At 60.8% G+C, this 12586-nt stretch carries 8 protein-coding genes; all 8 read left to right on the top strand.

The window, feature by feature from the left end; genetic code table 11:
• The first annotated feature begins 285 nt into the window (after positions 1 to 285).
• The 8 genes from FXO12_RS23530 (at position 286) to FXO12_RS23495 (ending at position 12193) form a co-directional block, all read left to right on the top strand.
• Complete coding sequence (locus FXO12_RS23530; RefSeq protein WP_003194157.1) at positions 286 to 1689, top strand: polynucleotide adenylyltransferase PcnB; 1404 nt, start codon at positions 286 to 288, stop codon at positions 1687 to 1689.
• 2 nt (positions 1690 to 1691) lie between these two features.
• Positions 1692 to 2174 (top strand): 2-amino-4-hydroxy-6-hydroxymethyldihydropteridine diphosphokinase, encoded by a 483-nt coding sequence (gene folK, locus FXO12_RS23525; protein ID WP_057975464.1) that lies wholly within the window; start codon positions 1692 to 1694, stop codon positions 2172 to 2174.
• A gap of 321 nt (positions 2175 to 2495) precedes the next feature.
• The gene (gene panB / locus FXO12_RS23520) at positions 2496 to 3296 is read left to right on the top strand and encodes a 3-methyl-2-oxobutanoate hydroxymethyltransferase (protein ID WP_034127012.1); all 801 of its coding nucleotides are present in this window, start codon (positions 2496 to 2498) and stop codon (positions 3294 to 3296) included.
• Complete coding sequence (panC, locus tag FXO12_RS23515; protein WP_057975465.1) at positions 3293 to 4144, top strand: pantoate--beta-alanine ligase; 852 nt, start codon at positions 3293 to 3295, stop codon at positions 4142 to 4144. The genes panB and panC overlap by 4 nt, the downstream gene beginning before the upstream one ends.
• A gap of 223 nt (positions 4145 to 4367) precedes the next feature.
• The gene (gene pgi / locus FXO12_RS23510) at positions 4368 to 6032 is read left to right on the top strand and encodes a glucose-6-phosphate isomerase (protein ID WP_034127010.1); all 1665 of its coding nucleotides are present in this window, start codon (positions 4368 to 4370) and stop codon (positions 6030 to 6032) included.
• A gap of 105 nt (positions 6033 to 6137) precedes the next feature.
• Complete coding sequence (gene acs, locus FXO12_RS23505) at positions 6138 to 8075, top strand: acetate--CoA ligase (protein ID WP_057975466.1); 1938 nt, start codon at positions 6138 to 6140, stop codon at positions 8073 to 8075.
• 91 nt (positions 8076 to 8166) lie between these two features.
• Positions 8167 to 9183, top strand: coding sequence for a class I SAM-dependent rRNA methyltransferase (locus tag FXO12_RS23500; protein ID WP_057975467.1), 1017 nt, complete (start codon positions 8167 to 8169; stop codon positions 9181 to 9183).
• An 88-nt stretch (positions 9184 to 9271) separates the two neighbouring features.
• Positions 9272 to 12193 (top strand): DUF748 domain-containing protein, encoded by a 2922-nt coding sequence (locus FXO12_RS23495; RefSeq protein ID WP_060772868.1) that lies wholly within the window; start codon positions 9272 to 9274, stop codon positions 12191 to 12193.
• Positions 12194 to 12586 lie beyond the last annotated feature (393 nt).

Below are 12586 nucleotides of genomic sequence, written 5' to 3'. Positions count from 1 at the left end.
TCCGTTTGCTCTTGGCTCCTGATTGGGAGTGTCATGAAGGAAGCTTCGTGGCGAGGGCGATCAACAAAAACAAGAAGCCCGACATCAATAATAAAAATAGAGCACGCAACTACTTCTGGGGGAGCTTCGGCTCCCCTTGTAGTTTCCGGGATTTGACCTTCAAACGCTTATGGCGCAATGCCTTTAGCTTGTTCCTACACCATCCCCTGACTAAATGCTAGAATCCCCGCCCATCATGCGGTCATTCTTCGTTATGGCCGAACATTCCTTCAAACAGTGCATCCCATGCTGAAGAAGTTGTTCCAGTCATTCCGTTCTCCCTTGCGTCGAACGCAACACAAACGCAGCACGCCTGAAGTGCTCAATAGCAGCCAGCATTCGCTGCAGCGCGCTCAATTCAGCCGTTATGCAGTGAACATCGTCGAACGTTTGCAGAACGCCGGCTACCAGGCCTACCTGGTGGGTGGTTGCGTACGCGACATGCTGCTCAACATCACGCCCAAGGATTTCGACGTCGCCACCAGCGCCACGCCTGAACAAGTGCGCGCCGAGTTTCGTAATGCACGAATCATCGGCCGGCGCTTCAAGCTGGTGCATATCCACTTTGGTCGCGAAATCATCGAGGTCGCAACGTTCCGCGCCGGTCACCCACAAAACGATGAAGAGGAGGACACTAACCAGTCTTCCCGCAACGAGAGCGGGCGCATCCTGCGCGATAACGTGTATGGCACCCTGGAAGAGGACGCGCAACGTCGCGACTTCACCATCAACGCCTTGTATTACGACCCGGTCAGCGAGCGCATCCTCGATTACGCCAACGGCGTACACGACATTCGCAACAACCTGATCCGGCTGATCGGCGATCCTACGCAGCGCTATCAGGAAGACCCGGTGCGCATGCTGCGTGCCGTGCGATTCGCCGCCAAGCTCAACTTCGGCATCGAAAAACACACCGCAGCGCCGATTCGCGAACTGGCGCCGATGCTGCGGGAAATCCCCTCGGCACGCCTGTTTGAGGAAGTGCTCAAGCTGTTCCTTTCGGGCTACGCCGCCGACACCTTTGAAATGCTGGTGGACTTGCAGTTGTTCGACCCCCTGTTCCCGGCCAGCGCCGAGGCCCTGGAGTACAACCCGACGTACACCCACACCTTGATCAGCGAAGCCTTGATCAACACCGACCTGCGCATCAAGCAGAACAAACCGGTGACCCCGGCGTTCCTGTTTGCCGCCTTGTTGTGGCCGGCCCTGCCCAAACGCGTACTGCGCCTGCAGGACCGTGGCATGCCGCCGATCCCGGCCATGCAGGAAGCGGCTCACGAGTTGATCGCCGAACAGTGCCAACGCATCGCCATCCCTAAACGTTTCACCATGCCGATCCGCGAAATCTGGGACATGCAGGAGCGCCTGCCACGCCGCAGCGGCAAGCGCGCCGATCTGTTGCTGGACAACCCGCGTTTCCGTGCCGGCTACGACTTCCTGCTGCTACGTGAAAGCGCGGGCGAGCAGACCGATGGCCTGGGCGAATGGTGGACCGATTATCAGGACGCCAATGACAGCCAGCGCCGCGAAATGATTCGTGAGCTGGGCAGCAAAGGCGATAGCGCCGGCGAAGGGCCGAAAAAGCGTCGCCGTAGCGGCACCAAGCGTAAACGCAGCAGTGCCGATGCCTCGGGCGCTGCGGGCGAATAAACGTGGAACGTATCTACATCGGCATGGGCAGCAACCTGGCTGCCCCGCAACAACAATTGCGCAGCGCGATCGAGGCGCTGGCGCAACTGCCTGGCACCCACCTCGCCGGGGTGTCCGCCTTCTATCAAAGCGATTCACTGCTGCCAGGCCAACCGCGCTACACCAACGCCGTTGCGGCGCTGGACAGTCGCCTGGCGCCATTGGACCTGCTTGATGCGCTGCAAGCCATCGAGAACGATCAGGGCCGCGAACGCCTGGAACGCTGGGGCCCGCGCACCTTGGACCTGGATATCCTGCTGTTCGGTGATCGCCTGATCGACGAGCCGCGCCTCAAGGTGCCGCATTACCAGATGCATCTGCGCGCGTTTGTGCTGTATCCGTTGGCTGAGTTGGCGCCTGCCGACCTGCAGCTACCTGACGGCCAGCGTTTGAGCGACCTGCTCACCGCCTGCCCGTTCGTCGGCCTGGAACGCCTACCTCTGTAGGAGCGAGCTTGCTCGCGAAAATCACCAACGATAACGCGCTCAGCCTGATTAAACGCGGCGCCTATGGTTTCTTCGCGAGCAAGCTCGCTCCTACAATCGCGTCAGTAACAGCGGTAACACCGCCATCGTAACAATGCGGTAACACATCCAATTGACTTCCCGTGTCCTCCTCACGACTATAGGCGTCCCGCTGCCGCCAACCCGGCGCGACAGGGCGCAATCCAGGCCTTATAAGCACTGCTTTCAAGACAGTGCGCCTGTATAAACGAAGACTCACGCGCGTTACTCGCTGTTTCCAAGCGCCTGAACGAGGACCCTTTCATGCCAGACATTACCCTGACCACCTTGCAGAGCCTCAAGCTCAAAGGTGAAAAAATCACCATGCTGACCTGCTATGACGCCACTTTCGCCCACGCCAGCTGCCAGGCTGGAGTCGAAGTGCTGCTGGTGGGCGACTCCCTGGGCATGGTTCTTCAAGGGAATGACAGCACGCTGCCTGTGACCACCGATGAACTCGCCTACCACACCGCCAGCGTCAAGCGTGGCAACGATGGCGCCTTTATCATCGCGGACCTGCCGTTCATGGGTTACGCCACCCTTGAGCAAACCTTCCTGAACGCCGGAAAGCTGATGCAGGCCGGCGCGCACATGATCAAAGTCGAAGGTGCCGTGTGGCTGGCCGAGTCGATCCGGCTGCTGGCCGAGCGCGGCGTGCCAGTGTGCGCACACATGGGTCTGACGCCGCAGTCGGTGAATATCCTCGGTGGCTACAAGGTTCAGGGCCGCAATGAAGCCCAGGCCCGCCAGATGCGCGCCGATGCCATCGCCCTGGAACAGGCCGGTGCAGCGATGATTCTGCTGGAGTGCGTGCCTAGCGAACTGGCTGCCGAAATCACCCAGGCCGTCAAAGTGCCCGTGATCGGGATTGGCGCCGGTTCCGCCACCGACGGCCAGGTGCTGGTCCTGCACGACATGCTCGGCCTGTCGATCACCGGCCACGTGCCCAAGTTCGTGAAGAACTTCATGGCTGGCCAGGACAGCATCCACGCCGCCTTGAGCGCCTACGTCAGCGAAGTCAAAAACGTGACGTTCCCAGGCGTTGAACACGGATTCTCGGCATGAACACCGTTAAAACCGTCCGCGAACTGCGGGCTGCCGTAACCCACGCCCGTAGCGCCGGCAAGCGCATCGGCTTTGTACCCACCATGGGCAACCTGCACAGCGGCCACGCCACCCTGGTGACCAAGGCCGCGCAGCAAGCGGATTTCGTGGTGGCGAGCATTTTCGTCAACCCGCTGCAATTCGGTGCTGGCGAAGACCTGGACAAATACCCGCGCACGTTGGCCGCCGATCAGGAAAAACTCCTGCAGGCCGGCTGTAACCTGCTGTTCGCGCCCACGGTCGAGGAAATGTACCCCGATGGCATGAACGGCCAGACCCGCGTCAGCGTGCCTCAGCTGTCCGAAGGCTTGTGCGGCGCCAGCCGCCCAGGGCACTTTGAAGGGGTGGCCACGGTGGTCAGCAAGCTGTTCAACATGGTCCAGCCGGACATGGCCGTATTTGGCCAGAAGGACTACCAGCAGTTGGCGGTGATCCGCGCCATGGTCCGCGACCTGAACATGCCGATCCAGATCATCGGCGAGCCCACCGTGCGCGCCGAGGACGGCCTCGCGCTGTCATCACGCAACGGTTACCTCACCGATGAGCAACGGGCGGTCGCGCCAGTGCTGTACCGCGCGCTCAGCCAGATCGCCACGGCCATCAAAAGCGGCGATCACGATTTTGCCAGGCTTCGCGCCGAGCACATCCAGCAGATTGAAGCCGCGGGGCTGCGCATGGACTACCTGGAAGTGCGCCAAGGCGTGCATCTGCGCCCGGCCACGGCTGAAGATCGCGATGTGGTGATCCTGGTCGCCGCTTATCTGGGGGCAACACGCCTCATCGATAACCTGCACCTGAACCTCGCCTGACGCCCGCTTTACCTCAACCTGTTGCCCCGACGGCTGTGCCGGTATAAAAAAGTACCGGCCACAGCGCAGACAAAGCCAAGACATATCCACACGCTAGGTTTAATGTAACTGCCCTGCGCTATGGTTAGCGCTGTCTGGAACCCAATCCTTGCGATAAGACTGGATGTTCCGGGCTTTGAAGTGTCCTAAAGGCAGTCCCCGTAATAAAAGGAAACCCGCAGCGATGGCGTACTACCGCACCCCTCATGACGTTACCGCGCTGCCCGCCTGGCAAGCGCTTGTTCAACATCGCCAAGCCATGCAGGATTTCAGCATGCGCGAGGCGTTCAATGCCGATCCTCAGCGTTTTTCCCAGTTCACCTTGAGCAGCTGCGGACTTTTCCTCGATTACTCGAAAAACCTGATCACCAGCGAAACCCGCGACCTGTTGGTGGGCCTGGCCAAGGAAGTCAATCTCAAGGCGGCGATCGACGCGCAGTACGCTGGCGAACCGGTCAACTCCTCCGAGGGCCGCCCTGCCCTGCACACCGCCCTGCGCCGCCCGGTGGGCGACAAGCTGTCGGTCAACGGCGTGAACATCATGCCGGACGTGCACAAGGTGCTGAACCAGATCACTGACCTGGTCGGCCGTATCCACGACGGCCTGTGGCGCGGCTACACCGAGAAGCCGATCACCGACGTGGTGAACATCGGTATCGGTGGCTCATTCCTCGGCCCGGAACTGGTCTCCGAAGCGCTGCTGTCCTACGCCCATAAAGGCGTGCGTTGCCACTACCTGGCGAACATCGACGGCAGCGAGTTCCACGAACTGACCATGAAGCTGCGCGCCGAGACCACGCTGTTTATCGTCTCGTCCAAATCCTTCAACACCCTGGAAACCCTGAAAAACGCCCAGGCCGCCCGCGCCTGGTACCTGGCCCAGGGGGGCTCGGAAGCCGAGCTGTATCGCCACTTCATCGCCGTCTCGAGCAACAATGCCGCGGCCGTGGCTTTCGGTATTCGCGAAGAAAACATCTTCCCAATGTGGGACTGGGTCGGTGGGCGCTACTCGCTGTGGTCTGCCATCGGCTTGCCAATTGCCCTGGCTATCGGCATGTCCAACTTCAAGGAACTGCTGTCGGGTGCCTACACCATGGACCAGCACTTCCTGAACGCGCCGTTCGAAGCCAACATGCCCGTGCTGCTGGGCTTGCTGGGGGTGTGGTACGGCAACTTCTGGGGTGCGCAGAGCCATGCGATCCTGCCGTACGACCATTACCTGCGTAACATCACCAAGCATTTGCAGCAGTTGGACATGGAATCCAATGGCAAGAGCGTGCGCCAGGACGGCACGCCAGTGTCCACCGATACCGGCCCGGTGATCTGGGGCGGCGTAGGCTGCAACGGCCAGCACGCTTACCACCAGTTGCTGCACCAAGGGACTCAACTGATCCCGGCCGACTTCATCGTGCCGATCGTCAGCTTCAACCCGGTCTCTGATCATCACCAGTGGCTGTACGCCAACTGCCTGTCCCAGAGCCAGGCGCTGATGCTCGGCAAGACCCGCAGCGAGGCCGAAACCGAGCTGCGTGAGAAGGGCCTGCCGGAAGCCGAAGTACAGAAGCTGGCACCGCACAAGGTGATACCGGGTAACCGGCCGAGCAACACCCTGGTGGTCGAGCGCATCAGCCCGCGCCGCCTGGGCGCGCTGGTGGCGATGTATGAACACAAGGTGTTCGTGCAGAGCGTGGTGTGGGGCATCAATGCCTTCGACCAATGGGGCGTTGAACTGGGCAAGGAGCTGGGCAAAGGCGTGTACAACCGCCTGACCGGCGCCGAAGAAACCTTGGCCGAAGATGCGTCGACCCAGGGCCTGATCAACTACTTCCGCGGTCGTCACCGCGGCTGAAGCCGTTCATTCAAGGTCAACGTGCGTTTGGACGTTGGCCTTGAACCCTCCCGTCCCAGGGTGCATCTTTATGACTTGTCGCAAAAACAAGAATAAGGAGCGCTCATGTTCGATATCAGCACCTTTCCCACCGCCGATGCCGTCCGCCGGGCTGCGCAGCTCAGTCAAGAGGACTACCAGCGCCTCTATCGCCAATCCATCGACCAGCCAGACACCTTCTGGGCCGAACAGGCCAAGGGCTTTCTCGACTGGATAAAACCTTGGCACAGCGTCCAGCAGTCAGACATCCACACCGGTGCCGCCCAATGGTTTGCCGGCGGTCAGTTGAACGTCAGCTACAACTGCATCGACCGCCACCTGGCGCAACGCGCCGATCAGCCGGCCTTCATCTGGGAAGGCGACGACCCGTCAAAATCCTGCACGATTACTTACCGTCAACTGCACCAAAACGTCAGCCGCCTGGCCAATGTGTTGAAAAGCCGTGGCGTGAACAAAGGTGATCGCGTGTGCATCTACATGCCGATGATCCCCGAGGCGGCCTACGCCATGCTGGCCTGCACGCGAATTGGCGCAGTGCACTCGGTGGTATTTGGTGGTTTCTCTCCGGACGCCCTGCGCGACCGCATTCTCGACTCTGATTGCCGCACCGTGATCACCGCCGACGAGGGCGTACGCGGTGGCAAGCCCGTGGCGCTGAAACAGAACGTCGACAAAGCCCTGGCCAGTTGCCCGAATGTCAGCACGGTACTGGTGGTGGAGCGCACCGGGGCGAGCGTGAATTGGCACGAAGGCCGCGACCTCAAGTACCAAGCTGCCCTGGACGCCGCCAGCGACAACTGCCCACCCGAGCCGATGGACGCTGAAGACCCGCTGTTCATCCTGTATACCTCCGGCAGCACCGGCAAACCCAAAGGCGTGTTGCACACCACCGCTGGCTACCTGCTGCAAGCGGCGATGACCTTCAAGTACGTGCTCGATTACCAAGAAGGCGAAGTGTTCTGGTGCACCGCGGACGTGGGCTGGGTCACCGGCCACAGCTATATCGTCTACGGCCCGCTGGCCAATGGCGCCACCTCGCTGATGTTCGAAGGCGTGCCGAGTTATCCGGACAGTTCGCGCTTCTGGCAGGTCATCGATAAACATCAGGTGAATATTTTCTATACCGCGCCCACCGCCCTGCGCGCCCTGATGCGCGAAGGCCACGGCCCGCTGCAGAGTACATCCCGCGCCAGCCTGCGCCTGCTGGGCAGCGTGGGCGAGCCGATCAACCCGGAAGCCTGGGACTGGTATTTCAACGCCGTCGGCGAACAGCGCTGCCCGATTGTCGATACCTGGTGGCAGACCGAAACCGGCGGCATCATGCTCAGCCCACTGGTCAGCGCCCAGCGCATCAAACCGGGCTGCGCGACACAGCCCATGTTCGGCGTACAACCAGTGTTGCTCGATGAACAGGGCAAGGAAATCAGTGGCGCCGGCAGTGGTGTACTCGCCATCAGATCAAGCTGGCCGGGGCAGATTCGCAGCGTCTACGGCGACCCGCAGCGCATGATCGACACCTACTTCAAGCCCTACCCCGGCTACTACTTTACCGGGGATGGAGCACGGCGCGATGAAGACGGCGACTACTGGATCACCGGGCGGATCGACGATGTGATCAACGTCTCGGGCCATCGCATCGGCACCGCTGAAGTGGAGAGCGCCCTGGTGCTGCATGATCAGGTCGCCGAAGCCGCCGTGGTGGGCTACCCCCACGACGTCAAGGGCCAGGGCATCTACGCCTTTGTCACCCCAATGAATGGCGTCGAACCCAGCGACGCGTTGAAAAAGCACCTGCTGGAGTTGGTCAGCAAGGAGATTGGCAGCTTCGCCAAACCGGAATTGATCCAATGGGCCCCTGCCCTGCCGAAAACCCGCTCCGGCAAGATCATGCGGCGCATCTTGCGCAAGATCGCCTGTAACGAACTGGACAGCTTGGGCGACACCTCGACCCTGGCCGACCCCAGCGTGGTGGACGGTTTGATCGACAAACGCCTCAACCGATAGCGCCAGGATTATCCCGGCCTGTGCAGGCCGGGGTTAGCTGTTAAACTTCGCGCCCCATTTTTCTTATTCATCTACCAGCAAGGCGCGCTCCATGACTCCCTTGAATCAGGCGCTGCGCGCCGCCCTCGATCACCGCCAAGACCTGATCAACACGCTGCACGCCCAGGGTACGGACTGCTATCGGCTTTTTCACGGCAGCCAGGAAGGCGCCGGGGGCTTAACCATCGACCGCTACGGCCCGCAATTGCTGGTACAAAGCTTCCACCAGTCCCTGGAAACGGCAGACCTGCTGGACCTGCACCAACTGATCAACCAATACATGGGCCTGGAATTGTTGCTGGTGTACAACGACCGTGCCCGCGGCAACTCGCGCATCGACCGCGAAGACACGGTGTACCGCGCCGAGCCTGGCGCATTGGAAGACCTGGTCGGCCACGAGTGGGGCCTCAATTACCGTGTGCGTGGGCGCCACGCCGGGCAAGACCCACTGCTGTTCCTCGACCTGCGCAACACCCGGGGCTGGGTCAAGGACCACAGCGCCGGCAAAAGCGTGCTGAACCTGTTCGCCTATACCTGCGGTGTAGGTTTGAGCGCGGCAGCGGGCGGCGCACGCGAGGTGTGCAACCTGGACTTTGCCGAGGGCAACCTGGCAGTGGGGCGTGAAAACGGCCAGCTCAACCCGCAGTTGCCGAGCATGGAGTTTGTACAGTCCGATTACTTCCCGGCCATTCGCCAACTGGCGGGCCTGCCCATCACCCATCGGCGCGGGCAGAAGCTGCCGCGCTATCCGCGCCTGGAGCAACGCCAGTACGACCTGGTACTGCTCGATCCTCCCGCCTGGGCCAAGAGCGCCTTCGGCACGGTCGATTTGTTGCGCGACTATCAAAGCCTGCTCAAACCCGCACTGCTGGCCACCGCCGACAATGGCGTGCTGATTTGCTGCAACAACCTGGCAAAGGTCAGCATGGAAGACTGGCGTGAGCAGGTGCTGCGCTGCGCAGAAAAAGCCGGGCGCCCGGTGCGCGAATGGCAGGTTATGACACCTGGAGCCGACTTTCCCTCCAGAGACCAACAGCCTCCGCTGAAGACGCTGATCCTGCATTTGTAGGAAGTTTCCCAGCGCCCACGGTTCTTCGGAACCGAATTCCCGTGCCATACTCCAAGGCACTCTCGTTCGACATAGATGGCGTTCACCCATGCCCAAAGGATTGATCCGCGCCGTAGGCGCCTTGTTGACCGCCCTTGCTTTGTACAGCTTGCTGGGCTTTCTGATATTACCCGGCATCGCCCTTCGCATTGCCAACCAACAGTTGGCCAATTACGCCACGGTGCCGTCGCGAATCGAGCGCATCGAGCTCAACCCCTTCAGCCTGGAACTGACGCTGTGGGGCCTGAAGATCGGCGAGCCAGGCAAAGAGCAAGTAGGTTTCGAACGCCTCTACGCCAACCTGCAGATCGACAGCCTCTGGACCCGCGCCCTGCACCTGGCCGATGTGCAACTGGACAAGCCCAAGACCGAACTGCTGTTCGACAAGTCCGGCCAACTGAACCTGGCGCAGTTGTTCAAACTGCCACCGAGCGAGCCAACCCCGGCCGATCCCGATGCCAAGCCGTTCCCACTGCGTATCGACAGCATCAAGCTGGCGGGCGGCAACCTGCACTTCCAGGACCTACGCCCCAGCGAGCCCATCGAATTCCTCTACGACGAACTCGACTTCGAGCTGAAAAACCTCAGCACCTTGCCTGACGACAATGCCGACATGACGCTGGTCGCCGCCGGCCCCGAAGGTGGCCAGATCGACTGGAAAGGCAACTTCAGCCTGGTACCGATCACCTCCGAAGGCACCTTGAAGGTGACCGACGGCAAAATGAAAGCCTGGTGGCCGTATGTACGTGACGCCCTGCCACTGGTGCTGGAAGACGGGGTGCTCAACTTCAGCACTGACTACAAATTCAGCCTGGCCAAAGAAACCGAGCTGAACCTGACCAACACCGCCGCCAGCATCGCCCCCTTTGCTATAAAGGCCCCCGATGGCCGGCCACTGGCGCGCCTGGAGCGCCTGGACGTCAGCGAAACCACGGTAGACCTGGCCAAGCAGCAGGTCATTGTCGGTAAGATCCGCAGCAACAAGCTGGAAACCTGGGCCGCCCGTGAGGCCGATGGTCAACTGGATTGGCAGAAGCTGTTCGCCAGCCAACCGAGCAAACCGGCCAAGACTCCGGAACCAATCGCTGCCGACGCGCCGTCGGCGCAACCGGCGGTCCCGAGCAAGCCGTGGCAAGTGCTGCTCAAGGACGTGCAACTGCGTAACTATCAGGTGCACTTGGCCGACCGCCAGGCTAAACCTGCGGTCGCGCTGGAACTGGGCCCGTTGAATGTCGACGTACAGAACTTCGACAGCCTCAACCAGAGCCCCTTCGCCTTGAAGGTCGACACCGGCCTGGGCAAGCAAGGCAAGATCCAGGCAACCGGCGAAGTTAACCTCAACCCGGTCAGCGCCAAGCTGAAAGTGAACACCCAGGACATCGACCTGCGGGTCGCCCAGGCCTATATCAGCCCGTTTATTCGCCTGGAATTGCGCAGCGGCATGCTCGGCAGCAACCTGGACGTAAACCTCAAAAGCACCGAGCCACTGGCCCTTCAGATCACCGGCCGCGCCCAGGTTGACCAGTTGCATACCCTGGACACCCTGAAGACCCGCGACTTCCTCAAGTGGCAGCGTCTGGTGCTAGAGGGCGTGAACTACCAGCACGGCCAAAGCCTGTCGATCGACAAGGTCAACCTGTTGCAGCCGTATGCGCGCTTCATGATCAACGAAGATCGCACCACTAACATCGACGACCTGCTGATTCCGCAGCCGGCCGACAGCGGCAGCAAGTCGGCAGCCAAACCTGCCGCTAGTAACGACAAGCCCCTGGGCATTCATATCGGGCAGATCGCGATCAACGACGGTTCGGCCAACTTTGCCGACTTCAGCCTCACCCCCAACTTTGCCACCGCGATTCAACAGCTCAACGGCCAGATTGGCACCATCGACAGTCGCCAGGCCAAACCGGCCAGCGTCGATATCAAGGGCAAGGTGGACCGTTACGCGCCAGTGACGATCAAAGGCAGCGTGAACCCGTTTGATCCGATGGCCGCGCTGGACATCGCCACCAGCTTCAAGCGTGTCGAGCTGACCAACCTGACGCCTTACTCAGGTAAATTCGCAGGCTTCCGCATCCGCAAGGGCCGCCTGAATCTCGATCTGCACTACGTGATCACCAAAGGCCAGTTGAAGGCTGAAAACAAAGTGGTGGTCGAGCAACTGCAGTTGGGTGAAAAAGTCGACAGCTCTGATGCCGTCGACTTACCGATTCGCCTGGCCGTCGCCCTGCTCAAGGACTCCGATGGCAAGATCTCCATCGAACTGCCGGTAAGCGGCGACCTGAACAACCCGCAATTCAGCGTGATGCCGATTGTGTGGCAAACCCTGCGCAACCTCGTGGTGCGCGCGGCAACCGCGCCCTTCAAGTTCATTGGCGGGCTGGTCACCGGGGGTGGCTCTGAGGACCTGGGCAATGTGTCGTTCGCCGCTGGCTCCAGTGAGCTGAACAAAGACGCCGAAGGCGCCCTGAACACCCTGGCCAAGGCGCTGAAAGAGCGCCCTGCCCTGCGCCTGGAAATTGAAGGCACAGCCGCCGCCAGCAGCGACGGGCCGTTCCTGGCCGCACAGCGACTGGAACGTGAATACCAATACAACTATTACAAGATCCTCCAGCGCCGTGGCGACAAAGTGCCAGCCCAGGCCTCGTTGCTTGAGGTACCGGAGAAGGAAAAAGCACCATTGCTGGAAGGCATCTACCGCACCCGCCTCAAACAGCAACCCCCGGCCGAATGGAAAGACCTGGGCAGCGATGAGCGCTCGGCGAAGCTCAAGGACGGTGTGATCAAGTTTTGGAGTGGCAGTGACGTGCTACTGCGCCAGTTGGGGCAGGACCGAGCCAGCACGATCAAGGATTACCTGGTGGACAAGGGCCAGTTGGAAGATGACCGCGTGTACTTCATCGATGCGCAGCTGGGGCAGGCCGAGAAAGATGGCCGAGTGATCACTCCAATGCACCTGGATGCTGAGTAACTTCTAAGCACCACCCATCCTGATGTGGGAGCTGGCTTGCCTGCGATAGCATCACCTCGGTGCAACTGAATGACCGAGGTGCCAGCATCGCAGCATAGGTATCTACACAATTTTGTAGGTTGTAGCAGCCGACGGTAACCACGATGCGAAGCGAGTCGCTCTTGATCTTGCTCTTGATCTGCTTTTGATCTTAGGCGCCCCGTTAAACCACGCTGGCCGGAATTCGACAGGGATTTGGGGGGTAAACCGGCAGGGATGCCGGTTTAGCCGCCCCGCGCCATGGATGGCGCGTGGCGGCGGCCCCCCAAATCACTGGCGGATTACGGGCACACCGAGCCTAGGCGAGGTGCCGAGTGGTGGGGCAAGAGCGCTTTGCTTACTTTCGCGCTTTTC

Origin of the sequence: Pseudomonas sp. J380 (assembly GCF_009827115.1) — a bacterium.
GTDB classification, from domain to species: Bacteria; Pseudomonadota; Gammaproteobacteria; order Pseudomonadales; family Pseudomonadaceae; genus Aquipseudomonas; species Aquipseudomonas paracarnis.
The sequence above is the reverse complement of the archived record's forward strand: the minus strand, read 5'-3'. Positions and strand labels throughout refer to the sequence as shown.

Bases quoted from the DNA above. Each gene is read 5' to 3' on its own strand.
- pgi (WP_034127010.1), top strand. From the start codon at position 4,368: ATGGCGTACTACCGCACCCCTCATGACGTTACCGCGCTGCCCGCCTGG.
- acs (WP_057975466.1), top strand. From the start codon at position 6,138: ATGTTCGATATCAGCACCTTTCCCACCGCCGATGCCGTCCGCCGGGCT.
- FXO12_RS23530 (WP_003194157.1), top strand. From the start codon at position 286: ATGCTGAAGAAGTTGTTCCAGTCATTCCGTTCTCCCTTGCGTCGAACG.
- panC (WP_057975465.1), top strand. From the start codon at position 3,293: ATGAACACCGTTAAAACCGTCCGCGAACTGCGGGCTGCCGTAACCCAC.
- panB (WP_034127012.1), top strand. From the start codon at position 2,496: ATGCCAGACATTACCCTGACCACCTTGCAGAGCCTCAAGCTCAAAGGT.
- FXO12_RS23495 (WP_060772868.1), top strand. From the start codon at position 9,272: ATGCCCAAAGGATTGATCCGCGCCGTAGGCGCCTTGTTGACCGCCCTT.
- FXO12_RS23500 (WP_057975467.1), top strand. From the start codon at position 8,167: ATGACTCCCTTGAATCAGGCGCTGCGCGCCGCCCTCGATCACCGCCAA.